The sequence below is a fragment of the Escherichia sp. MOD1-EC6842 genome, assembly GCF_002965705.1.
In the GTDB taxonomy this organism is placed as follows: Bacteria; Pseudomonadota; Gammaproteobacteria; order Enterobacterales; family Enterobacteriaceae; genus Escherichia; species Escherichia ruysiae.
Genome location: NZ_PTRF01000013.1, coordinates 1 through 24,989 on the forward strand (window position 1 = coordinate 1; position 24,989 = coordinate 24,989).

Annotated in this window: 21 protein-coding genes; 8 read left to right on the top strand and 13 right to left on the bottom strand. The window is 52.3% G+C overall.

The window, feature by feature from the left end; all coding sequences use genetic code 11:
• Positions 1 to 70 precede the first annotated feature (70 nt).
• Positions 71 to 514, bottom strand: coding sequence for an acetyltransferase (locus tag A7Z29_RS15740; RefSeq protein WP_085461295.1), 444 nt, complete (start codon positions 512 to 514; stop codon positions 71 to 73).
• A 156-nt stretch (positions 515 to 670) separates the two neighbouring features.
• Here A7Z29_RS15740 and metA point away from each other — a divergent pair, with 156 nt between their 5' ends.
• From metA to aceK, 4 genes are all read left to right on the top strand, one after another.
• Complete coding sequence (gene metA / locus A7Z29_RS15745; RefSeq protein WP_001122790.1) at positions 671 to 1,600, top strand: homoserine O-acetyltransferase MetA; 930 nt, start codon at positions 671 to 673, stop codon at positions 1,598 to 1,600.
• A 268-nt stretch (positions 1,601 to 1,868) separates the two neighbouring features.
• A complete protein-coding gene (gene aceB / locus A7Z29_RS15750) occupies positions 1,869 to 3,470 on the top strand; it encodes a malate synthase A (RefSeq protein WP_105279296.1) in 1,602 nt (533 codons plus the stop codon).
• Between the two features lie 29 nt (positions 3,471 to 3,499).
• Entirely contained in the window at positions 3,500 to 4,804 is a 1,305-nt protein-coding gene (gene aceA, locus A7Z29_RS15755; RefSeq protein ID WP_000857853.1) for an isocitrate lyase, read from the top strand.
• A 224-nt stretch (positions 4,805 to 5,028) separates the two neighbouring features.
• A complete protein-coding gene (aceK, locus tag A7Z29_RS15760; protein WP_001137207.1) occupies positions 5,029 to 6,753 on the top strand; it encodes a bifunctional isocitrate dehydrogenase kinase/phosphatase in 1,725 nt (574 codons plus the stop codon).
• Positions 6,754 to 6,768: 15 nt separating this feature from the next.
• Here the strand turns inward: aceK and iclR are convergent, their stop codons facing one another.
• Positions 6,769 to 7,593, bottom strand: a complete 825-nt coding sequence (gene iclR, locus A7Z29_RS15765) for a glyoxylate bypass operon transcriptional repressor IclR (protein ID WP_000226416.1) — start codon at positions 7,591 to 7,593, stop codon at positions 6,769 to 6,771.
• Between the two features lie 199 nt (positions 7,594 to 7,792).
• Here iclR and metH point away from each other — a divergent pair, with 199 nt between their 5' ends.
• Positions 7,793 to 11,476, top strand: coding sequence for a methionine synthase (metH, locus tag A7Z29_RS15770; protein WP_105290443.1), 3,684 nt, complete (start codon positions 7,793 to 7,795; stop codon positions 11,474 to 11,476).
• A gap of 169 nt (positions 11,477 to 11,645) precedes the next feature.
• A complete protein-coding gene (locus tag A7Z29_RS15775) occupies positions 11,646 to 13,277 on the top strand; it encodes a Na/Pi cotransporter family protein (protein ID WP_000956836.1) in 1,632 nt (543 codons plus the stop codon).
• 89 nt (positions 13,278 to 13,366) lie between these two features.
• On the opposite strand, the gene pepE is transcribed toward A7Z29_RS15775, so the two are convergent.
• From pepE to A7Z29_RS15820, 9 genes are all read right to left on the bottom strand, one after another.
• Complete coding sequence (pepE, locus tag A7Z29_RS15780; protein ID WP_032226505.1) at positions 13,367 to 14,056, bottom strand: dipeptidase PepE; 690 nt, start codon at positions 14,054 to 14,056, stop codon at positions 13,367 to 13,369.
• Positions 14,057 to 14,360: 304 nt separating this feature from the next.
• The gene (locus A7Z29_RS15785) at positions 14,361 to 15,173 is read right to left on the bottom strand and encodes a shikimate 5-dehydrogenase (RefSeq protein WP_000610345.1); all 813 of its coding nucleotides are present in this window, start codon (positions 15,171 to 15,173) and stop codon (positions 14,361 to 14,363) included.
• Positions 15,166 to 16,395, bottom strand: a complete 1,230-nt coding sequence (gene sorE / locus A7Z29_RS15790) for an L-sorbose 1-phosphate reductase (protein ID WP_105290444.1) — start codon at positions 16,393 to 16,395, stop codon at positions 15,166 to 15,168. The genes A7Z29_RS15785 and sorE overlap by 8 nt, the downstream gene beginning before the upstream one ends.
• A 51-nt stretch (positions 16,396 to 16,446) precedes the next feature.
• Positions 16,447 to 17,271, bottom strand: a complete 825-nt coding sequence (locus tag A7Z29_RS15795) for a PTS system mannose/fructose/sorbose family transporter subunit IID (RefSeq protein WP_123058415.1) — start codon at positions 17,269 to 17,271, stop codon at positions 16,447 to 16,449.
• A gap of 10 nt (positions 17,272 to 17,281) precedes the next feature.
• Positions 17,282 to 18,079, bottom strand: a complete 798-nt coding sequence (locus tag A7Z29_RS15800) for a PTS mannose/fructose/sorbose transporter subunit IIC (protein WP_105290446.1) — start codon at positions 18,077 to 18,079, stop codon at positions 17,282 to 17,284.
• 65 nt (positions 18,080 to 18,144) lie between these two features.
• The gene (locus A7Z29_RS15805; protein WP_001027842.1) at positions 18,145 to 18,639 is read right to left on the bottom strand and encodes a PTS system mannose/fructose/N-acetylgalactosamine-transporter subunit IIB; all 495 of its coding nucleotides are present in this window, start codon (positions 18,637 to 18,639) and stop codon (positions 18,145 to 18,147) included.
• Positions 18,639 to 19,046: a mannose/fructose/sorbose PTS transporter subunit IIA gene (locus A7Z29_RS15810; RefSeq protein ID WP_105290447.1), complete on the bottom strand. Its 408-nt coding sequence runs from the start codon at positions 19,044 to 19,046 to the stop codon at positions 18,639 to 18,641. Before A7Z29_RS15810 ends, A7Z29_RS15805 begins: the two co-directional genes overlap by 1 nt.
• 9 nt (positions 19,047 to 19,055) lie before the next feature.
• Positions 19,056 to 19,862, bottom strand: coding sequence for an SDR family oxidoreductase (locus tag A7Z29_RS15815; protein ID WP_105290448.1), 807 nt, complete (start codon positions 19,860 to 19,862; stop codon positions 19,056 to 19,058).
• Positions 19,863 to 19,931: 69 nt separating this feature from the next.
• Positions 19,932 to 20,879: a sugar-binding transcriptional regulator gene (locus A7Z29_RS15820; protein WP_105290449.1), complete on the bottom strand. Its 948-nt coding sequence runs from the start codon at positions 20,877 to 20,879 to the stop codon at positions 19,932 to 19,934.
• 348 nt (positions 20,880 to 21,227) lie between these two features.
• On the opposite strand from A7Z29_RS15820, the gene rluF reads away from it, so the two are divergent.
• Positions 21,228 to 22,100: a 23S rRNA pseudouridine(2604) synthase RluF gene (rluF, locus tag A7Z29_RS15825; protein WP_000936363.1), complete on the top strand. Its 873-nt coding sequence runs from the start codon at positions 21,228 to 21,230 to the stop codon at positions 22,098 to 22,100.
• On the opposite strand, the gene A7Z29_RS15830 is transcribed toward rluF, so the two are convergent.
• A complete protein-coding gene (locus A7Z29_RS15830; protein ID WP_105290450.1) occupies positions 22,101 to 22,373 on the bottom strand; it encodes a YjbD family protein in 273 nt (90 codons plus the stop codon).
• Between the two features lie 303 nt (positions 22,374 to 22,676).
• Between A7Z29_RS15830 and A7Z29_RS15835 the strand changes: the two genes are divergently transcribed.
• Positions 22,677 to 23,465 carry a nucleotidyltransferase domain-containing protein gene (locus A7Z29_RS15835; RefSeq protein WP_105290451.1) on the top strand — a complete coding sequence of 263 codons (789 nt, stop codon included), beginning with the start codon at positions 22,677 to 22,679 and terminating at the stop codon, positions 23,463 to 23,465.
• A 37-nt stretch (positions 23,466 to 23,502) separates the two neighbouring features.
• Here A7Z29_RS15835 and lysC read toward each other — a convergent pair whose 3' ends face one another.
• On the bottom strand, positions 23,503 to 24,852 hold the full coding sequence (lysC, locus tag A7Z29_RS15840) for a lysine-sensitive aspartokinase 3 (protein WP_001112913.1): 1,350 nt from the start codon (positions 24,850 to 24,852) through the stop codon (positions 23,503 to 23,505).
• Positions 24,853 to 24,989 lie beyond the last annotated feature (137 nt).

The window sequence follows — 24,989 nt, forward strand, 5'->3', positions numbered from 1 at the left end:
AAAATGCCGGATGCGACGCTGGTGCGTCTGATCCGTCCTACTCAGGGTTACGGTAGGGGGCAACAGTGCATTATTCCTCCACATACGCCAGATTCAGCAACGGATACGGTTTCCCCAGATCGTCCACTTCAGAACGTCCTGTAACCTTAAACCCCATCTTCTTATAGAACCCAACCGCCTGCGTATTTTGCTCATTAACGTTGGTTGTCAGTTCTGGTGCCCTTGAGAGCGCATGTTTCACCAGCATTCGACCCACGCCAGCGCCACGCACATCAGGATCGATAAACAGCGCATCCATATGCTGTCCGCTTAGCAACATAAACCCAACCGGCCGATCCCGCTCATTAACCGCGACCCACAATGGCGCTTCCGGCAGAAACGAACGTACCAGTTCTTCCAGTTCAGCCCGATACTCTGCTGATAAAAAATCGTGAGTGGCATCGACAGAACGACACCAAATCGCAACGAGTTCCTCTCCTTCCTCATGCCGTGAGCGGCGAATACTAATAACCATTTTCTCTCCTTTTATTGGTGCTTATATCCTAACGCAATCTTTTCCTTGAAACTTTCTCACCTTCGACATGCAGGCTCGACATTGGCAAATTTTCTGGTTATCTTCAGCTATCTGGATGTCTAAACGTATAAGCGTATGTAAAGAGGTAATCAGGTTATGCCGATTCGTGTGCCGGACGAGCTGCCCGCCGTCAATTTCTTGCGTGAAGAAAATGTCTTTGTGATGACAACTTCTCGCGCGTCTGGTCAGGAAATTCGTCCGCTAAAGGTGCTTATCCTTAACCTGATGCCGAAGAAGATCGAAACTGAAAATCAGTTTTTACGCCTGCTTTCAAACTCACCTTTGCAGGTCGATATTCAGCTGTTGCGCATCGATTCCCGTGAATCGCGCAACACGCCCGCAGAGCATCTGAATAATTTTTACTGCAACTTTGAAGATATTCAGGAACAAAACTTTGACGGTCTGATTGTAACTGGCGCGCCACTGGGTCTGGTGGAGTTTAATGACGTCGCTTACTGGCCGCAGATCAAACAGGTGCTGGAGTGGTCGAAAGATCACGTCACCTCAACGCTGTTTGTCTGTTGGGCGGTACAGGCCGCGCTCAATATCCTCTACGGCATTCCTAAGCAAACCCGCACCGACAAACTCTCTGGCGTTTACGAGCATCATATTCTCCATCCCCATGCGCTTCTGACGCGTGGCTTTGATGATTCATTTCTGGCGCCACATTCGCGTTATGCAGACTTTCCGGCAGCGTTGATTCGTGATTACACCGATCTGGAAATTCTGGCGGAGACAGAAGAAGGGGACGCATATCTGTTTGCCAGCAAAGATAAGCGCATTGCCTTTGTAACGGGGCATCCGGAATACGATGCGCAAACGCTGGCACAGGAATATTTCCGCGATGTGGAAGCCGGGCTAAATCCGGATGTTCCGTATAACTATTTCCCGCACAACGACCCGCAAAACAAACCGCGAGCGAGCTGGCGTAGCCACGGCAATTTGCTGTTTACCAACTGGCTCAACTATTACGTTTACCAGATCACGCCATACGATCTACGCCATATGAATCCTACGCTGGATTAATCTTCTGCTGAGCTCGATCGTTAAGCGATTCAGCACCTTACCTCAGGCACCTTCGGGTGCCTTTTTTATTTCCGAAACACACCGCAACAGGTGAATAAATTTTATTCTTATTGTTATCAGTAAGTTAAATGCAATTTAAATTAAAAATGGAAATTGTTTTTGATTTTGCATTTTAAATGAGTAGTCTTAGTTGTGCTGAACGAAAAGCGCACAACGATCCTTCGTTCACAGTGGGGAAGTTTTCGGATCCATGACGAGGAGCTGCACGATGACTGAACAGGCAACAACAACCGATGAACTGGCTTTCACAAGGCCGTATGGCGAGCAGGAGAAGCAAATCCTTACTGCCGAAGCGGTAGAATTTCTGACTGAGCTGGTGACGCATTTTACGCCACAACGCAATAAACTTCTGGCAGCGCGCATTCAGCAGCAGCAAGATATTGATAACGGAACGTTGCCTGATTTTATTTCGGAAACAGCTTCCATTCGTGATGCTGGCTGGAAAATTCGCGGGATTCCTGCGGACTTAGAAGATCGTCGGGTAGAGATAACTGGCCCGGTAGAGCGCAAGATGGTGATCAACGCGCTCAACGCCAATGTGAAAGTCTTTATGGCCGATTTCGAAGATTCACTGGCTCCGGACTGGAACAAAGTGATCGACGGGCAAATTAACCTGCGTGATGCGGTTAACGGCACCATCAGTTACACCAACGAATCCGGCAAAATTTATCAACTCAAACCCAATCCGGCTGTTTTAATTTGTCGGGTACGCGGTCTGCACTTGCCGGAAAAACATGTCACCTGGCGCGGCGAAGCGATCCCAGGCAGCCTGTTTGATTTTGCCCTCTATTTCTTCCACAACTACCAGGCGCTATTAGCAAAAGGCAGCGGTCCCTATTTCTATCTGCCGAAAACCCAGTCCTGGCAGGAAGCGGCCTGGTGGAGCGAAGTCTTTAGCTATGCCGAAGATCGCTTTAATCTGCCGCGCGGCACTATCAAGGCGACGTTGCTGATCGAAACGCTGCCTGCCGTGTTCCAGATGGACGAAATTCTCTATGCGTTGCGCGACCATATTGTGGGTCTGAATTGCGGTCGCTGGGATTACATCTTCAGCTATATCAAAACGTTGAAAAACTATTCCGATCGTGTCCTGCCAGACAGACAGGCTGTGACGATGGATAAACCGTTCCTTAATGCCTACTCACGCCTGTTAATCAAAACCTGCCATAAACGCGGCGCATTTGCGATGGGCGGCATGGCGGCGTTTATTCCGAGCAAAGATGAAGAGCGCAATAACCAGGTGCTCAACAAAGTGAAAGCGGATAAATCGCTGGAAGCGAATAACGGTCACGATGGCACATGGATCGCCCATCCAGGCCTTGCTGATACCGCAATGGCGGTTTTCAACGACATCCTCGGCTCCCGCAAAAATCAGCTTGAGGTGATGCGCGAAAAAGACGCGCCGATTACTGCCGATCAACTGCTGGCACCTTGTGACGGTGAACGCACCGAAGAAGGTATGCGCGCCAATATTCGCGTAGCTGTCCAGTACATTGAGGCATGGATCTCCGGCAACGGTTGTGTGCCGATTTATGGCCTGATGGAAGATGCGGCGACGGCTGAAATCTCCCGTACTTCCATCTGGCAGTGGATCCATCATCAAAAAACCTTGAGTAATGGCAAACCGGTGACCAAAGCCCTGTTCCGCCAGATGCTGGGGGAAGAGATGAAGGTCATTGCCAGCGAACTGGGCGAAGAGCGTTTCTCCCAGGGGCGTTTTGACGACGCCGCACGCCTGATGGAACAGATCACCACTTCTGATGAGTTAATTGATTTCCTGACCCTGCCAGGCTACCGCCTGTTAGCGTAAACCACCACATAACTATGGAGCATCTGCACATGAAAACCCGTACACAACAAATTGAAGAATTACAGAAAGAGTGGACTCAACCGCGTTGGGAAGGCATTACCCGTCCGTACAGCGCGGAAGATGTGGTGAAATTACGCGGTTCGGTCAATCCGGAATGTACGCTGGCGCAACTGGGTGCGGCGAAAATGTGGCGTCTGCTGCACGGCGAGTCGAAAAAAGGCTACATCAACAGCCTCGGTGCACTGACTGGCGGTCAGGCGCTGCAACAGGCGAAAGCGGGTATCGAAGCGGTTTACCTGTCTGGCTGGCAGGTAGCGGCGGACGCTAACCTGGCGGCCAGCATGTATCCGGACCAGTCGCTCTACCCGGCAAACTCGGTGCCTGCAGTGGTGGAGCGGATCAACAACACCTTCCGTCGTGCGGATCAGATCCAGTGGTCTGCTGGCATTGAGCCGGGCGATCCGCGCTATGTCGATTACTTCCTGCCGATCGTTGCCGATGCGGAAGCCGGTTTTGGCGGTGTACTTAATGCCTTTGAACTGATGAAAGCGATGATTGAAGCCGGTGCAGCGGCAGTTCACTTCGAAGATCAGCTGGCATCAGTGAAGAAATGCGGTCACATGGGCGGCAAAGTTTTGGTGCCAACTCAGGAAGCTATTCAGAAACTGGTCGCGGCGCGTCTGGCTGCTGACGTGACGGGCGTTCCAACCCTACTGGTTGCTCGTACCGATGCCGATGCGGCGGATCTGATTACCTCCGATTGCGACCCGTATGATAGCGAATTTATTACCGGCGAGCGTACCAGTGAAGGCTTCTTCCGTACTCATGCGGGCATTGAGCAAGCGATCAGCCGTGGCCTGGCGTATGCGCCATATGCTGACCTGGTATGGTGTGAAACCTCCACGCCAGACCTGGAATTGGCGCGTCGCTTTGCGGAAGCTATCCACGCGAAATATCCGGGCAAACTGCTGGCTTATAACTGCTCGCCGTCGTTCAACTGGCAGAAAAACCTCGACGACAAAACTATCGCCAGCTTCCAGCAGCAGCTGTCGGATATGGGCTACAAGTTCCAGTTCATCACCCTGGCCGGTATCCACAGCATGTGGTTCAACATGTTCGACCTGGCAAACGCCTATGCGCAGGGTGAAGGTATGAAGCACTATGTTGAGAAAGTGCAGCAGCCGGAATTTGCTGCCGCGAAAGATGGCTATACCTTCGTTTCTCACCAGCAGGAAGTGGGTACGGGTTACTTCGATAAAGTGACGACCATTATTCAGGGCGGCACGTCGTCAGTTACCGCGCTGACCGGCTCCACCGAAGAATCGCAGTTCTAAGCAACCTACAAACGTTGCTGACTGTAGGCCGGATAAGGCGTTTATGCCGCATCCGGCAATCAGCGCCTGATGCGACGCTGACGCGTCTTATCATGCCTACAAATGTTGCAGACGCGTAGGCCGGATAAGGCGTTCACGCCGCATCCGGCAATCGGCGCATGATGCCTGATGTGACGCTTGCGCGTCTTTTCCGGCAATTCTCTGCTCCCTGATGAGGGCGACAAATGCCGCGTGGCCTGGAATTACTGATTGCACAAACGATTTTGCAAGGTTTTGACGCCCAGTATGGTCGATTCCTCGAAGTGACTTCCGGGGCGCAGCAGCGTTTCGAACAAGCCGACTGGCACGCTGTCCAGCAGGCGATGAAAAACCGTATCCATCTTTATGATCATCACGTTGGTCTGGTGGTGGAGCAATTGCGCTGTATCACCAACGGGCAAAGCACGGACGCGGCATTTTTACTACACGTCAAAGAGCATTACACCCGGCTGTTGCCGGATTACCCGCGCTTCGAGATTGCGGAGAGCTTTTTTAACTCCGTGTACTGTCGGTTATTTGACCACCGCTCGCTTACTCCCGAGCGGCTTTTTATCTTTAGCTCCCAGCCAGAGCGCCGCTTTCGTACTATTCCACGCCCACTGGCGAAAGATTTCTACCCCGATCACGGCTGGGAATCTTTGCTGATGCGCGTTATCAGCGACCTGCCGTTGCGTCTGCGCTGGCAAAATAAAAGCCGTGACATTCATTACATCATTCGCCATCTGACGGAAACGCTGGGGACAGACAACCTCGCCGAAAGCCATCTACAGGTGGCGAACGAACTGTTTTATCGCAATAAAGCCGCCTGGCTGGTGGGCAAACTGATCACGCCTTCCGGCACGTTGCCATTTTTGCTGCCGATCCACCAGACGGACGACGGCGAGTTGTTTATTGATACCTGCCTGACGACGACCGCCGAAGCGAGCATCGTCTTTGGCTTCGCGCGATCCTATTTTATGGTTTACGCGCCGCTGCCTGCTGCGCTGGTCGAATGGTTACGGGAAATTCTGCCGGGAAAAACCACCGCAGAACTGTATATGGCTATCGGCTGCCAGAAACACGCCAAAACCGAAAGTTACCGCGAATATCTCGTTTATCTACAGGGCTGTAATGAACAGTTTATTGAAGCGCCGGGCATTCGTGGAATGGTGATGCTGGTGTTCACGCTACCGGGTTTTGATCGGGTATTCAAAGTGATCAAAGATAAATTCGCGCCGCAGAAAGAGATGTCTGCTGCTCATGTCCGCGCCTGCTATCAACTGGTTAAGGAACACGATCGTGTTGGCCGAATGGCGGATACCCAGGAATTTGAAAACTTTGTACTAGAGAAGCGGCATATTTCCCCGGCATTAATGGAATTACTGCTCCAGGAAGCGCCGGAAAAAATCACCGATCTTGGAGAACAAATTGTGATTCGCCATCTCTATATCGAACGGCGGATGGTGCCGCTCAATATCTGGCTTGAGCAAGTTGAAGGGCAGCAACTGCGCGACGCTATTGAAGAGTATGGCAACGCCATTCGCCAGCTTGCCGCCGCCAATATCTTCCCAGGCGACATGCTATTTAAAAACTTTGGCGTCACTCGTCACGGTCGCGTGGTGTTTTATGATTACGACGAAATTTGCTACATGACGGAAGTTAATTTCCGTGACATCCCGCCGCCGCGCTACCCGGAAGACGAACTCGCCAGCGAACCGTGGTACAGCGTCTCGCCAGGCGATGTTTTCCCGGAAGAGTTCCGTCACTGGTTATGTGCCGATCCGCGCATTGGCTCGCTGTTTGAAGATATGCACGCTGACTTGTTCCGCGCCGATTATTGGCGCGCCTTACAAAAACGTATCCGTGAGGGGCATGTAGAAGATGTCTATGCTTATCGGCGCAGGCAGCGGTTTAGCGTGCGGTTTGTATAAATCGGAGGCGAAAAGTTACCGCATTCCACCATATGCCAGTGTCACTTCCTTCGCCGCTTTAATCACCATCGCGCCGAACTCGGTTACGCGGTCATCGGTAATACGTGAAATCGGCCCGGAAATCGAAATTGCGGCAAACGGTTCGCGGTGCTCATCGAAAATACACGCCGCGAGACAACGCAGTCCCAGCGCATGTTCCTCATCATCAAACGAATAACCTCGTTTGCGCGTTTGCGCGAGATCTTCTTTTAAATGCACAGGAGAAACCAGCGTTGCGTGGGTATAGGCATGTAAACCTTTGCGATGCAGCAGCTTCGTCACCTGGTCTTCGCTCAGTTGGGCTAAAAAGGCTTTACCGGCACCGGAAGCGTGCATCGGTAATTTACCGCCGATAGGGGCGGACATACGCATCAGATGCGTACACTGTACCTGGTCGATAATAATCGCTTCGTGATCGCTTTGATCGAGCACCGCCATATTGACCGTTTCGCCAGACTCTTCCATCAGATTACGCAGAATAGGATGGACAATGGCTAACAAATTACGGCTCTGGAGAAAGCTGCTGCCGACCATAAAAGCATGTGCGCCTATCGCCCAGTGACCCAGTTCGCCAACCTGACGGACAAAGCCTTGTTGCTGCATGGTTGTGAGCAATCGATGGGTAGTAGAGTTGGGTAATCCGGCTTGTTGCGCCAGTTCGGTTAACGCCACGCTGCCATTGGATTCGGCAATCCACTCCAGTAATTTCAGCCCACGCGTTAAAGACTGAACCTGTCCAGTCGCAGGTGTGGTGGCAACGGCGGGTTTTCTGCCGCGTTTTGCGGGAATGGGTGCGACCATGACAGCCTCCTTTTTCTGTATCGTGGAAATCATTTTCATTTTTATTGTTGGCTAATGCAATAGTTACTGAACTGATCCGATGAGTTAATGTTGAACAAATCTCATGTTGTGTGGTGGTCGCTTTTACCGCAGATGCGTTTATGCCAGTATGGTTTGTTGAATTTTTATTAAATCTGGGTTGAGCGTGTCGGGAGCAAGTGTGAGCAGCAAAGTGGAACAACTGCGTGCGCAGTTAAATGAACGTATTCTGGTGCTGGACGGCGGTATGGGCACCATGATCCAGAGCTATCGATTGAACGAAGCCGATTTTCGTGGTGAACGCTTTGCCGACTGGCCATGCGATCTCAAAGGCAACAACGACCTGCTGGTGCTCAGTAAACCGGACGTGATCGCCGCTATCCACAACGCTTACTTTGAAGCAGGCGCGGATATCATCGAAACCAACACCTTCAACTCCACGACCATTGCGATGGCGGATTACCAGATGGAATCCCTGTCGGCAGAGATCAACTTTGCAGCGGCGAAACTGGCGCGTGCCTGTGCCGACGAGTGGAGCGCCCGCACGCCGGATAAACCGCGCTATGTTGCCGGCGTTCTCGGCCCAACCAACCGCACAGCATCTATTTCTCCGGACGTAAACGATCCGGCATTCCGTAACATCTCTTTTGATCAGCTGGTGGCAGCCTATCGCGAATCCACCAAAGCACTGGTGGAAGGCGGTGTAGACCTGATTCTGATTGAAACCGTCTTCGACACCCTCAACGCCAAAGCGGCGGTATTTGCGGTGAAAACGGAGTTTGAAGCCCTGGGCGTTGAACTGCCGATTATGATCTCCGGCACCATTACCGACGCCTCCGGGCGCACGCTCTCCGGGCAAACCACTGAAGCGTTTTACAACTCTCTGCGCCATGCCGAAGCCCTGACTTTCGGCCTCAACTGTGCACTGGGGCCAGACGAACTGCGCCAGTACGTTCAGGAGCTGTCGCGTATAGCAGAATGTTACGTCACTGCGCACCCGAACGCCGGGCTGCCTAACGCCTTTGGTGAATACGATCTCGACGCTGACACGATGGCAAAGCAGATTCGCGAATGGGCGGAAGCGGGCTTCCTGAATATCGTCGGCGGTTGCTGCGGCACTACTCCTCAACATATTGCGGCGATGAGCCGTGCAGTAGAAGGATTAGCGCCGCGCAAATTGCCGGAGATCCCCGTAGCCTGCCGTTTATCAGGCCTGGAGCCGCTGAACATTGGCGACGATAGCCTGTTTGTGAACGTGGGTGAACGCACCAACGTCACCGGTTCCGCTAAGTTCAAACGCCTGATCAAAGAAGAGAAATACAGCGAGGCGCTGGACGTGGCGCGTCAGCAGGTGGAAAACGGTGCGCAGATTATCGATATCAATATGGATGAAGGGATGCTCGACGCCGAAGCGGCGATGGTGCGTTTTCTCAATCTGATTGCCGGTGAACCGGATATCGCTCGCGTGCCGATTATGATCGACTCCTCAAAATGGGAGGTCATTGAAAAAGGTCTGAAGTGTATTCAGGGCAAAGGCATTGTTAACTCAATCTCAATGAAAGAGGGCGTTGACGCCTTTATCCATCACGCGAAACTGTTGCGTCGTTACGGTGCAGCAGTGGTGGTGATGGCCTTTGACGAACAGGGACAGGCCGATACCCGCGCGCGGAAAATAGAGATTTGCCGTCGGGCGTACAAAATCCTCACCGAAGAGGTTGGCTTTCCGCCGGAAGATATCATCTTTGACCCGAACATCTTCGCGGTCGCAACTGGCATTGAAGAGCATAACAACTACGCGCAGGATTTTATCGGCGCGTGTGAAGACATCAAACGCGAACTGCCGCACGCGCTGATTTCCGGCGGCGTTTCCAACGTTTCCTTCTCGTTCCGTGGTAACGATCCGGTACGCGAAGCTATTCACGCAGTGTTTCTCTACTACGCCATCCGTAACGGTATGGATATGGGGATCGTCAACGCTGGGCAACTGGCAATTTACGACGATCTACCCGCCGAGCTGCGCGACGCGGTGGAGGATGTGATCCTCAACCGACGCGACGATGGCACTGAGCGTTTACTGGAGCTTGCCGAGAAATATCGCGGCAGCAAAACCGACGACACCGCTAACGCCCAGCAGGCGGAGTGGCGCTCGTGGGAAGTGAATAAACGTCTGGAATATTCGCTGGTCAAAGGCATTACCGAGTTTATCGAACAGGACACCGAAGAAGCGCGCCAGCAGGCTACGCGCCCGATTGAAGTGATTGAAGGTCCACTGATGGACGGCATGAACGTGGTTGGCGATCTGTTCGGCGAAGGGAAAATGTTCCTGCCGCAGGTGGTCAAATCGGCGCGCGTAATGAAGCAGGCGGTGGCCTATCTCGAACCGTTTATCGAAGCCAGCAAAGAGCAGGGCAAAACCAACGGCAAGATGGTTATCGCCACCGTGAAGGGCGACGTCCACGATATCGGTAAAAATATCGTTGGCGTGGTGCTGCAATGTAATAACTACGAAATTGTCGATCTCGGCGTGATGGTGCCTGCGGAAAAAATTCTCCGCACTGCCAAAGAAGTGAATGCCGATTTGATTGGCCTTTCGGGGCTGATCACGCCGTCGCTGGACGAAATGGTTAACGTGGCGAAAGAGATGGAGCGTCAGGGCTTTACTATTCCACTATTGATTGGCGGTGCGACGACCTCAAAAGCGCACACGGCGGTGAAAATCGAGCAGAACTACAGCGGCCCGACGGTGTATGTGCAGAACGCTTCACGCACCGTTGGCGTCGTGGCGGCGCTGCTTTCCGATACTCAGCGTGATGACTTTGTCGCTCGTACCCGCAAAGAGTACGAAACCGTGCGTATTCAGCACGGGCGCAAGAAACCGCGCACGCCACCAGTCACGCTGGAAGCGGCGCGTGATAACGATTTCGCTTTTGACTGGCAGGCTTACACGCCGCCGGTGGCACACCGTCTCGGCGTGCAGGAAGTCGAAGCCAGCATCGAAACGCTGCGTAATTACATCGACTGGACGCCGTTCTTTATGACCTGGTCGCTGGCCGGGAAGTATCCGCGCATTCTGGAAGATGAAGTGGTAGGCGTTGAGGCGAAACGCCTGTTTAAAGACGCCAATGACATGCTGGATAAATTAAGCGCCGAAAAAACGCTGAATCCACGCGGCGTGGTTGGTCTGTTCCCGGCAAACCGTGTGGGCGACGACATTGAAATCTACCGCGACGAAACACGCACCCATGTGATCAACGTCAGCCACCATCTACGCCAACAGACGGAAAAAACCGGCTTCGCCAACTACTGCCTTGCGGATTTCGTGGCACCAAAGATTTCTGGTAAAGCGGATTACATTGGCGCATTTGCCGTGACTGGCGGGCTGGAAGAGGACGCGTTGGCAGAAGCGTTCGAAGCGCAGCACGATGATTACAACAAAATCATGGTGAAAGCCCTTGCCGACCGTCTGGCTGAAGCCTTTGCGGAGTATCTCCATGAGCGGGTACGTAAAGTTTACTGGGGTTATGCGCCGAACGAGAACCTCAGCAATGAAGAGCTGATCCGCGAAAACTATCAGGGAATCCGCCCGGCACCAGGCTACCCAGCCTGCCCGGAACACACGGAAAAAGCCACCATCTGGGAGCTGCTGGAAGTGGAAAAACACACCGGCATGAAACTCACGGAATCTTTCGCGATGTGGCCTGGTGCTTCGGTTTCGGGTTGGTATTTCAGCCACCCGGACAGCAAGTATTACGCCGTGGCGCAAATTCAGCGCGACCAGGTGGAAGACTATGCCCGCCGTAAAGGCATGAGCGTTGCTGATGTTGAACGCTGGCTGGCGCCGAATCTGGGGTATGACGCGGACTGATTCACAAATCTGTCACTTTTCCTTACAACAAACAGGGCGCTCAATGAGTGCCCTGTCTCTTTATTAATATGAAACACTTATACTGGTCTTATATCGAACCGGAAAAGCGCAGCTCGCCCCCTTCGGTATCTGTTTCAGGAGCATATAACGATAAGGAGAACCTGAACTCGTGTTAACACTGCTTCACCTGCTTTCTGCCGTCGCCCTGCTGGTCTGGGGGACACATATTGTTCGTACCGGCGTAATGCGCGTCTTCGGTGCGCGCCTGCGTACCGTCCTCAGCCGGAGCGTCGAAAAGAAGCCGCTCGCCTTTTGCGCGGGGATAGGCGTTACCGCACTGGTACAGAGCAGTAATGCCACCACCATGCTGGTGACGTCGTTTGTCGCTCAGGATCTGGTTGCCCTTGCACCCGCGTTGGTCATTGTGCTGGGGGCAGATGTCGGGACGGCGCTAATGGCGCGTATTCTTACCTTCGATTTATCCTGGCTGTCACCGTTACTTATTTTTATCGGCGTGATTTTTTTCCTCGGACGCAAACAGTCGCGCGCCGGGCAACTGGGGCGCGTCGGTATCGGTCTTGGGCTGATTTTGCTGGCACTGGAGTTGATTGTGCAGGCAGTAACACCGATCACCCAGGCTAACGGCGTTCAGGTGATCTTTGCCTCGCTGACTGGCGATATTTTACTGGATGCGCTGATTGGCGCGATGTTCGCCATTATCAGTTACTCCAGTCTTGCCGCCGTACTGCTGACCGCCACCCTGACCGCCGCAGGCATTATCTCCTTCCCGGTGGCGCTCTGCCTGGTCATCGGCGCTAACCTCGGCTCCGGCCTGCTGGCGATGCTCAACAACAGTGCCGCCAATGCCGCTGCACGTCGCGTGGCGCTGGGTAGCCTGCTGTTTAAGCTGGTGGGAAGCCTGATTATCCTGCCGTTTGTCCATGTTCTGGCTGAATCCATGGATAAACTGCCTTTACCAAAAGCGGAACTGGTTATCTATTTCCACGTCTTCTACAACCTTGTGCGCTGTCTGGTAATGCTGCCATTTGTTGACCCGATGGCGCGGTTTTGCAAAACGATTATTCGCGATGAGCCCGAACTGGATGCCCATCTGAAACCGAAACATCTGGACGTTAGCGCGCTGGATACGCCAACGCTCGCCCTGGCCAATGCGGCGCGCGAAACATTGCGCATCGGTGACGCAATGGAACAGATGATGGAAGGGCTGAATAAAGTGATGCACGGCGCGCCTCGTGAAGAGAAAGAGCTGCGCAAGTTGGCGGATGATATCAACGTGTTATATACCGCGATTAAACTTTACCTGGCGCGGATGCCAAAAGAGGAACTGGCGGAGGAAGAGTCTCGTCGCTGGGCGGAAATCATTGAAATGGCGCTCAATCTGGAACAGGCTTCCGATATTGTCGAGCGTATGGGCAGCGAAATTGCTGACAAATCGCTGGCAGCGCGGCGGGCATTTTCGATTGATGGGTTGAAGGAACTGGATGCACTCTATGAGCAATTGCTCAGCAATTTAAAGCTGGCTATGTCGGTTTTCTTCTCTGGCGATGTCACCAGCGCCCGTCGTTTACGCCGCAGTAAGCATCGTTTTCGCATTCTTAATCGCCGTTATTCCCACGCTCACGTCGATCGCTTGCATCAGCAAAACGTGCAGAGTATTGAAACCAGTTCGTTACATTTAGGCTTGCTGGGAGATATGCAGCGTCTGAACTCGCTGTTTTGTTCGGTGGCTTACAGCGTGCTGGAACAGCCAGATGAAGATGAGGGGCGGGACGAGTATTAATACAGGAACCCTGTAGGCCTGATAAGACGCGTCAAGCGTCGCATCAGGCATTGTGTACAAGATGCCGGATAATGCATCCGGCAATTTACTTAAAAACGGTGCCCGGCTTCCAGCGGTACTGCTTCCTCACCCGCTTTAAACACATAGGTGGTATTCGGGCCGCCCAGCGTAGCGTGACCTTTACTCACCGTGATCCAGTTACCTTCCGGCAGACCAATAATCGTCAACTCTGGCGCAACCACCAGCAGTTCGCGAATACGCTGCTCGCGTGTTTCACCTTTGTGGCCTTCCGGCAGCGCGTTGGTGAAGTGCGGGTTGATTTGCAGCGGGAACAGATTTAGCGCATCGAAACCTTGCGGATCGACAATCGGCATATCGTTGGTGGTGCGGATAGTTGGGCAAGCGAGGTTAGCGCCTGCGCTCCAGCCAATATACAGCGCGCCGCGTTTCACCACGTCAACAATTGGTGCCAGCAGACCGCGCACACGACATTCCTTCAGTAACTGGAAAGTGTTGCCACCGCCGACAATCACGATTTCCGCATTTTCAATCGCGGCAACAGGATCGGCAACACTATGAATACCGGTGACAGAAACACCCAGCGGAGCGAGAACCGCAGCCGTTTTGGTGGTGTAATCATCCCAGGTTTGCGTTACGCCAGCGAAAGGAATAAACACCGCTGAACGGCGACCCTGCAACTGTTCAGCAATCAGCGGCAGCGCATGTTCCAGCCAGGCTTTTCCCGGCAGCGTCGAGTTACTCAATAAAAGCAGTTCCATTACTTCTCCGGTTAGTAAGAAATCACGGGAGCCATGCTATCACCGCGAATTTCACCACTTACTGACATGGCTCACGATGTCGTGTATTGCACCAGGCATTCTGGGGACGGTTGGCAAACAAGGCGTTGAGATTGATGACAGCGTAAGATGGCCTGATGCGCTACGCGTATCAGGCCTACCAGATAATTACAACATATTGAATTTTCAATATTTTGTAGGCCGAATAAGGCGTTCACGCCGCATCCGGCATAAACAACGCGCACTTTGCCAGTAATCTGAGCGCCCTTTAAGGCGCTGATGTTTCTTATCCTTCTCGTGCAAATTGTGCCGCTTCAGCAATCAGCTGCGCATCGGGTCGCACGCCGGTATACATCGCGAATTGCTCGACGGCCTGTAAGGCTATCACCTCCGCGCCGCTGATCGTCTGCTTATCAAGCCGTTGCGCCAGGCGAATGAGCGGCGTTTCCGGCGGCAAGGCTACGACATCAAAAACGACGCTTGCCGTTGAGACCATCGCTTCGCTGAAGGCCAGCTCATGACTCTCTTTACTGCCCGTCATGCCAAGGGGCGTCACGTTGACCAGAATGTCGAAGGCGATACCTTCCGGCAGCGGTTGCCACTGAAACCCATACTGCTTCGCCAGCGTCGAGCCGCTCTCGCGGTTGCGGGCGGCGATGGCGACATCCGTAAAACCCGCGTCGCGAAAGGCGGCAATCACCGCTTTGCCCATTCCGCCGCTGCCGCGAATCATCACGCGTGCGGTGGTATTAAACTGGTGGTGGGCTATCAGATTTTTCACCGCGATATAGTCGGTGTTAAATCCGGTCAGCTTGCCCTCGTCATTTACAATAGTATTCACTGAATCAATGACTTTTGCCGACGGATCGATAGCATCGAGAAAGGGCATACAGCTTTCTTTAAACGGCATCGACACGGCGCAGCCGCGAATCCCCAACGCGCGGACGCCGTTCACCGCCGCTGCAATATCCTGGGTAGTGAACGCTTTATAGATGAAATTAAGCCCCAGCTTTTCATAAAGATAATTGTGAAAACGCGTGCCGAAGTTGCCGGGGCGACCAGCAAGCGACATGCAGAGTTGAGTATCGCGATTAATCATGAGTAATCGCCTCTGCATGAGCGAGCAGGTATTGCTCCGCTTCACCGGACCAGATTCCCTGATGACGCGCCAGAATCGCCGCCAGGCCTTCATCCTGAATCTGCGTGAGTGACGTCAGCGGCAGATATTTCCCGGTATACACCAGCTTTTTCCCGCCGCCGACGGCGGGCAATTCCAGCGTGGTTTCGCCCGCAGCATTCAGCCCAAGAATATGTGTAACCACTTTTGCGGCCTGCACTTTTTTCTCTTCGATCAGTTTGACCGCCGCGCGCATGTCATCGGTATTGCCGCCTGACGTGCCCACGTAATGGGTAAATGCATAATGCACATCGTAGAAATTAATCGGCGCGCTGAAGTGTTTATCCTGCGGCCCGGCGAAGAAGTTCAGGCAACCATCTGTCGCTAGCAAGGAAGAGGCGAGAGTCACCAGTCCTTCATTAGGCACAAAGACGAAAATATCATCGAAGCCGTGACCGCCACTCAGCGCCATTAACGTATCAAATGCTGCATCGGTGGCATTGAGATAATGAATCAGCGTTTGCGGCTCTGACGGATAGTGTTTCCGCGCATAGCTCAGCTTGTCGTTATTGGTATCAGTGACAATTAACAGCGACGGGTTAACCGGCCCATGCAGCGCATAATCAATCGCCAGCAGCCCCATCGGGCCAGTGCCGCCAAGGATCAGCGTCCGTCCCTGCGGGCGAATCCCCATCTTGTGGTTATAGGTGCCTTCCTGCAGATGATAGTTAGCGTTGAACGCGCCAATCACGCAGGAGAGCGGTTCAACCAGCGAGCCTTCAAAGTAGGTCTCGCCTTCGTATGCCAACAGACAATCCTGCTCCATGACTTCGTTGGGAATAACCACATGCGTTGCTTCGCCGCCCACCCACGGGAAGGAGTAACCGGGGCAGTCCGGGCGATCCGGCAGTTGCAGGTTGGCCTGAATCACATAGCGCTGGCCTGGCTGGAATTTGTGCTGCCACTTTTTACCGACGGCCAGAATATCGCCGCAAAACTCGTGGCCGATAATGATCGGGTTGGTCGCCACATCGTCGGGCACTTTTTTATGGTTTTCACCCAGGTTGGCCTCTTTCCAGGAAGAAAGACACAGGCTGTCGGTGACTACTGTCGCCAGAATTTCATCCTCCTGCATTTCAGGAAGGTCAAAGGTTTCCAGACGCAGGTCACGTTTACCGTAAAGACGCAGAGCTGTTGTTTTCATAAACCACCTCATGTTGAGCGATGGCCCCGGCAGTCGCGCCGGGGCGAAGAATCAGGACAGGAAGCCCAGCGCATTGCCGATAATCCCTAAGCCAAACAGGGCGAAGATCAGCCATACGGGGTTAATTTTTTTGTTGAGCAGACGCACCATCAGCAGTGTCAGGCCGAGCGCCAGCAGGCCAGGGCAGAGCTGGTCAAGAATGTTCTGCACGGTCATGGTGACGGTGGAACCGTCTGCGGCAGGTGTTTGCGAGACGACCAGCGGCACGTTGATTGATGTCCATTTGGTGACCAGCACTCCCATGACAAACAGGCCAAGAATCGACGCGCCCTCGGTCAGTTTTTGCAGCACATTCCCGCCCATATCGCTGACAATATTCACGCCTTTGCGAAAGCCGAGTTGTAGCCCATACCACTTCATCGCCAGACGCACCGCGTTGAAAATAAAGAAGAACAGCAGCGGGCCGAGAATGTTGCCGGACAACGCCAGCGATGCGCCGAGCGCGGCGGTAATCGGGCGCAGTGTTCCCCAGACCAGCGGGTCGCCAACGCCCGCCAGCGGCCCCATCAGGCCGACTTTGATGCCGTTTATTGCACCGTCATCAATTTCTGCACCGTTGGCTCGTGCTTCTTCCATTGCCGCCGTCACACCAATCACCGGGCCACAGGCTGCAGGCGTGGTATTGAAGAACACCAGGTGGCGTTTCAGCGCGGCGACCTGATCTTCTTTCAGTGGATAGAGGCGCTTGATGGCGGGGATCATGTCGTAGCAAAAACCCAGCCCATGAATACGTTCAAAGTTGAATGACGCCTGTTGCAGGTTGGAGCGCAGAAACATGCTCACCAGATCGCTGCGTGTGATTTTTCTCTGTTCCATGATGGCTCCGTTAATCGTCAAGCTGGTCAAGGGCGGTGGAAGAGGTGGCCTGGAGTTGAGGTTCAGCTTTACGCCACTGTGGATTTAGCTGGATGTAGACCAGGGCCATGATCACGCCGACGCCACCGAACGCCAGCAGACTGAGATCGAGGTAGCCACCTGCGAGGAAACCGAGGAAAAAGAAAGGCATCAAATATTTCACGCCCATCATACGTAGCACCATGGCGTAACCGACCACCACGATAAAACCGCCAGCAATCTGTAGTCCTCGGGTCACAAATTCGGGAATGGCGTTTAACATATTGCTGACCATATCGGCGCTGACGAACAGCGAGACAATCAGTGCCGGAATAGCAACGCGCAGCGCCTGCACGCCAAGCGCGGAGACATGCAGAATATCGAGAGTGCGAAACCGCGCCTCTTCCGCTGCTTTATCCGCCGCGTGCTGGAACACTACGGTGATGGTACGGGCAAACACCGTCAGTACCTGGCCTGCCGCAGCCACAGGCAACGCGATGGCGATTCCGGTGGCGATGCTTTGCTGACCAACGATAACCAGAATGGCGGAGATTATGCTGGCGAGTGCAGAGTCCGGAGATTGCGCCGCGCCGACGTTCATCCAGCCGAGAGCTATCAATTCCAGCGTGCCACCGAGCATAATTCCGGTTTTTAAATCACCGAGAATTAAACCAATCACCGTACAGGCAATTAACGGGCGGTGAGTCTGAAATTCATCCAGCACGCTGCCCATTCCGGCAATACAGGAAAAAAGAAATATTGCAATGATTTGTAGGGTACTTATTTCCATTATTTGTCACCTTTTAAGTGTCGTCATCCCTGCCTGTTAAAGCATATGTACACAGGCGCTATTATTTAATTTGCGACTAACTGTTCTTTTATTTTGTCGAGAATATTAACGGATGGGTCGGAGGCCACGACGCGTAAATCCAGTTTCACGCCCTGTTTATCCAGCGCATAAAATGCCTGTATATCGTCTTCATCCAGTGAAACCGCTTTGGTTAATTGTTTTTTACCCGGCCGCCAGGCCATTCCGCCAATATTCAGGGTATCGATTTTCACCCCCAGCCTAACCATCGCTAAAGCATCCTGTGGTCGGGTAAAGAGATAAAAAACAGTTTCATCTTTATATTGTGGGTTGTGATACACAGCGACGGCTTTTTCAATATTCACCACGTTAACCTTCATTCCCGGTGGTGCGGCCTGACGTAATAATGTCCGGCGGACTTCATCGTTATATACGTCGTCATTACAGATAATAATCCGTTGCGCGTTGGCCACTTTTGACCAGACGGTGGTGACCTGACCGTGGATCAGACGGTCATCTATGCGAGCCAGCGTAATGTTCATCAAAAATCCTCCTCGGTCGTTTCAAGTTGTTTCCAGACGACGCAGGTTTGTTGGGCAATTGTCAGCAAGTGATCGCAAAGTTCATCGGCGTTCATACTGCTCTGGTTATCCACCAGTTCCAGAGCCAGCGGGAGAGACAGGCCGCTAATCACGCGGAGTCTGGGGTTGCGCATAGCGAGCATCGCTGCCGCATTCCACGGGCTGCCGCACTGTAAATCCACGGCAATCAGCCACTCATCTTGATTGTGAATGCTTACTAACTTTTCCAGCTTTGCTACGATGTCTCCGGCGTTCTCGCCGGGCACAAATTCAACGGCTTCAACATTGGCGTTGCCGTAAACCATCTGAACCGATTCCAGCATGGCGCAAGCTAATTTGCCGTGGGCACAAAAAATGGCGTTGACCATAAAGCCTCCTTATCCGCGTGTTTTGCCGCCCGCAATGTTAGTGGTTACTCCGGTGATGTAGCTGGCGCGTTCAGACAGCAGATAACAAACAAAATCAGCGACTTCTGCTAATCTTCCGGCGCGCCCAATAGGAATGGCGTTTTTGGTATAGCCTTCACGCAGCTGCTCGACGGTGATATTGCGCGTCCACGCCAGCGCCTCTTCATATTCCGGCGTGCGCAGCCCGGTTTTTTCCAGAATCCCCGGCGCGATACCCACCACGCGGATGCCATGCTTACCCAGCTCTTTCGACCACGAGCGGGTAAAACTGTTAAGTGCGGCTTTGGTGGCGGCGTAGCAGCTCTGGCCTTCTGAACCTTCCAGACCACTTTCGGAAGAGACATTCACAATGACGCCGTCATGCTGTTTAACCATCTGGCGTGCAACGGCTTGCGACATCAGAAATACGCCTTTTTGGTTGATATTGACCATCTTTTCGAATGCGGCTTCGTTGAGTTCATACTGCCCGGCAGGTGCTTTCTCATCGACCAGCAGACGCGGAAAATTGACCCCGGCATTGTTGACCAGACCGTCGATACGGCCAAAGCGTTGGATAATTTCCGCCACCGTATGATTCACTTCTTTGGCGCTGGAAATATCGGTCGGCCAGAATTGATAACCTTTATGACCTTCATATTGACCGTCACCACCGTGAATATCGGCCATCTGCACATTCGCGCCTTGTGCTAATAATTCTTCCACAATTGCCAGACCAATGCCGGATGCGCCGCCGGTGACGATAATGATTTTATCCTGCAAATTTAACCACGTTTGCATAACAGACTCCTGATTTTAGATAATAGGGACCCGCCGTAATTTTTATTACGGTAAACATCGGGAAGATTTTTATTTCAGTAACAGTTCAGCTGTGCTGCTATTCGTTACCAGACAATTAATATATTTTCCACGCAGTGCACCAACAATTCCGCTGTATTTTTCTTCACTCATGGCAATGCCAATGGAATATCGTGCCTGCTTTAATTTATTCATTTCGATAGAGAGTGTTTTTTCGCTCATATTCGTTTCAACCATTGCGCCGTGAATATCAAAAAAGCGCGAGCAAATATCACCGGCGACCTGGCGGGCATTCAGATCGTCACTCTCTTCACCACCATAAAACGCATGCCAGTTAGCTCCGTCGCGAATGGCCGGTGAGCCAATTCCCACCAGGGCGACATCCAGATTATCCCAGTAGGCAGAGATGGTTTTAAAGTGTTGAGACTGCATGATCCCATTACGAATTAATGGGTTATCCAGTAGGGCTGGAAAATCCGCAAGATGCGATTCCCCTTTCAGCTTCGCCGCCGCGCTGTAGGTTAATGTGTTTACGTGATAGCGGCTTTCGAGTTTACCGGACGGTCCGCCAATAATCGGTACGCAGATTAACTGCCGCGATTGCCCTGCCTGCGGCAAGTTTTCAACCAGTGCGCTCACTGCGCGGCCCCAGAAAAAACCGACAATATCGCCAGGCTCCAGCAAGCGATCCAGCAGTTGCGCGCCGTGTAACCCCATCATCGCCAGTTGAGTCTCTTCATCCTCATCATTTCCCGACACCACCACAACGTCTTTCAGGCCAAACTTTTGCTTCAGTTGCTGCTCCAGCCAGAGATTTTCGTTGTAGTCATAGTTGATGGCGATGGTGACAATTCCCTGATCGCGGCCTCGTTTAAGCAAGCGGCTGATGGTGGTGCGGTAAATACCCAGTTCGCGCGCAATTTGTGCCTGCGTCATATCCTGTTCGTAATAGAGTTGGGCAATCTTCACAATCAAACGGATATCGTCACTGTTTTCCATCGCCGCCTCCTGATTTTGCACATTTGTGCAAATACGCTTTTTAACCACTTGATCTGATATAACTCCATCATGGTGGCCTTTAAAAGTGATTTTTCACTCTTTGTTTGGGCTGGAATGGCGCTTTATCTTGCACATTTGTTTCTCTGCGTAGTAGTCGTCAGCACAGGTGTGCAAATATTCGTAATATATTGATTATCCTGGTTTTCGCCAGGCAAATTTGCATCGGGCTTCTGGTGACACTTTTGTGATAAAAGGCGCGGCAGATCACATTTAATTTCGACGTTGCTGCATAACCCTGTTTTTCCCCGTTAAGAGGTACGGTATATTCCGCGTTTTACAGGAGAATTTATGCTGCCCGACTCATCAGTCCGTTTAAATAAATACATCAGCGAAAGCGGAATTTGCTCACGCCGCGAAGCGGATCGCTATATCGAGCAAGGCAATGTGTTCCTTAATGGCAAGCGTGCCACCATTGGCGATCAGGTGAAACCCGGTGACGTTGTAAAAGTAAACGGTCAACTGATTGAGCCACGGGAAGCCGAAGATTTAGTGCTTATCGCCCTGAATAAACCTGTTGGCATTGTCAGCACCACCGAAGATGGCGAGCGAGATAACATTGTCGATTTCGTTAATCACAGTAAACGCGTCTTCCCGATTGGTCGCCTGGATAAAGACTCTCAGGGACTGATTTTCCTCACCAATCACGGCGATCTGGTGAATAAGATCCTCCGTGCGGGTAATGACCATGAGAAAGAGTATCTGGTGACGGTGGATAAACCGATTACCGATGAATTTATTCGTGGCATGGGCGCAGGCGTGCCGATCCTCGGGACGGTGACCAAAAAATGCAAAGTCAAAAAAGAAGCGCCATTTGTCTTTCGCATTACCCTGGTGCAGGGGCTGAACCGACAGATTCGTCGCATGTGTGAGCACTTTGGCTACGAAGTGAAGAAGTTGGAACGCACACGCATCATGAACGTCAGCTTAAGCGGCATTCCACTGGGCGAGTGGCGCGATTTAACTGACGATGAACTCATCGATCTTTTTAAGCTCATCGAAAATTCCTCTTCCGAGGCAAAACCCAAAGCGAAGGCCAAACCGAAAACGGCGGGTATCAAGCGCCCGGTGGTGAAGATGGAAAAAACGGCGGAAAAAGGGAGTCGCCCGGCATCAAACGGTAAGCGTTTCACCTCGCCGGGGCGGAAGAAAAAAGGGCGTTAATCAGCGTCTGCCGCGCGTCGATGTATTTGCCGACCAACTGAATGACGCTTCAGGGTCCGGTTTGTAAGCCTGCTTTTTCTTCAACTGGCGGGCTTTTTTCGCCTCAGCCTCACGCTCAACCATCAGCTTATCAATGTACTCTTTTTTAATGCTGTTGGTTTCGGCATTGGTCAACACACGACCATGCGCAATACGCGTCCGATCCAGTAGCGTCTTTAATTCGCGCTGTTCACGCTCGGTCATCTCTTTTTGTGTAATACGGGGGAGTGCCATGATGGTGCCCTCTGTTAATCGGATAGTTCAGTGTACGGGAATTTATTTGCAAGCAGAACTGATAAGATTCATTTGCCTTCTCTTTATTTTTATCTGCTTAGATAATTGGCGATAAATACAGATAAAAATTTAACGAAAATAAATGACCGCTAACTTATCAAATTTGATTAATTCTTTTTTATTCAATGCATTAAAGTTGTGGTTTTACTTCTGGCCTGTTTCTCGCATTAACGCTATCGCATTGATAATATCTCTGTTTTCAGTGGTCTGGTACGGGTTAGTTAATATCAAAGGATGAGTCACATGCCATTAAATGGAGTCAGTGCTGCGATGCGCGAACGGGTATCGCAGCAGTTAAAAGAAATTGAACGGCGCTATGGCGTGAAAGTGCTGTACGCCTGCGAATCGGGGAGTCGCGGTTGGGGATTTGCCTCACCCGACAGTGACTATGATGTGCGTTTTTTGTATGCCCATCCGCTGGAATGGTATCTGCGGGTGGAGTCACCGCGCGATGTTATCGAACTGCCCATCGACGATGAGCTGGATGTTTCAGGTTGGGAGTGGCGTAAGGCGCTGGGATTATTGAAAGGCGCGAACCCGACGCTGATTGAATGGCTGGATTCACCGGTGGTCTATCAGCAAGACGAAGAAACGATAACGGCGCTAAAGGCGATGGTGCCGAAGTGGTTTTCTCCGCTACGTGCGCGCTGGCATTATTATTCGATGGCGCGGAAAAACTTTCGCAGTTATTTGCAGGGCGACGAAGTTCGGCTGAAAAAATACTTTTACGTGCTGCGTCCATTGCTGGCTGTACGCTGGGTTGAAGCGGGTAAAGGTGTACCGCCAATGCGCTTTGCCGAGCTACTGGCGGGAAGCGAACTTGATGCGGCGTTACGCGCAGAAATAGACGAATTGCTGGAACGTAAACAGCGGGCGGGAGAAGCGGTGTATGATTCGCGCCGTCCTTTGTTGCATGAGTTTATTCGTGCGGAACTGGCGCGCGGGGAAATTCCTCCGATGTTACTGGATAGCAGGGACGGAGATGTCAGGGAACTGGATGGGTTGTTATATCAAACGGTAATGGGGAAATAAATACGACCCGGGGCACTTCATCCGGGCCGCACTGTTTTTACTCAAACAAATTACTATGCAATGTCTGCACCACCTGTTCCGCATCAGCACCCGGCACCAGGAAGCACAGGTTATTGCTGGAAGCGCCGTAGCAAATCATGCGGATGTTGAACGGTTCCAGCACGCCAAATACTTCTTTGCCGACGCCGCAGGCTTTTGACAGGTCATTACCAATCAGCGCCACCAGTGCCAGGCCTTCTTCCACTTCCACGCGGCACAGCGCCGAAAGCTCCATCAGCAGTGATTGCGTCAACAATGTATCGCCAGTGGAAGTTGAACCAGTCGTATCAAGAGTTAATGCCACGCTCACTTCGGACGTAGTAATTAAATCCACCGAAATATTATGCCGCGCGAGGATACCGAAAACTTCCGCGAGGAAGCCACGGGAATGCAGCATATTCAGGCTGTGCAGGGTTAATAGCGTTTGTTTACGGCGCAGAGCCAGTGCACGGAACAGCGGTGGATTTTCGGTTTTATTACACACCAACGTACCGCCAGCACGTGGGTCTTTGCTGGAACCGACAAACACCGGAATATCGCTGCGCACTGCGGGCAGCAACGTCGCTGGATGCAGCACTTTCGCGCCAAAGGTCGCCATTTCAGCGGCCTCTTCAAAAGCGATTTTATCAATGCGTTTTGCTGCCGGCACCACGCGCGGATCGGTCGTGTAGATGCCAGGGACGTCAGTCCAGATATCAACGCGAGATGCGTGTAAGGCTTCCGCCAACAAGGCTGCCGTATAATCGCTGCCGCCACGCCCAAGTGTTGTAGTACGCCCTTTACTTTCGCTACCAATAAAGCCCTGGGTGATGACTAAACCTTCACTGAGCCGTGGAGTCAGATGCAACGCAGACAGTTCCGCCAGTGCAACAACATCTGGCTCCGCGCGACCAAACCGGTCGTTGGTGCGCATCACTTTACGCACATCAAACCACTGCGCCTGGACATCGCGTTCGCGCAGGATTTCAACAAATAGTAGAGTAGACATCAGTTCGCCGTGGCTAACCAGTTCATCCGTCAGAGCCGGAGATGTTGCCAGCGCCGCCGCTTCGGCCAGAACGGTAATGTTCTCCAACAAACGTTCAATCTCTTCACGGATGACGTTCGGGTAACGCAGGCGCTCCAGAATGGCGAACTGAATATTGCGAATAGCATCGAGTTTTTCGAAACGCTCAACCGGTTCCAGACCTTCAGCCAGTGCAACAAGTAGGTTAGTAATCCCCGCAGAAGCAGAAAGCACAACTAAACGAACATTCTCATCAGAAAGCACAATGTCGGCGCTGCGGTTCATGGCGTCGAAATCAGCCACGCTAGTACCACCAAATTTGGAGACAACAATATCGGGCATAACAACCTCGTGTCAGGGAATGAAAGAAGCGACCTTGGCACAAAGGCAAAATAGAAACCGGTGCAGGCGCAGACCGTATTTATAAATAAAAGGTGTAGGGGAGTGTGTCAACGCCGGGATTATGCGGATTATTCATG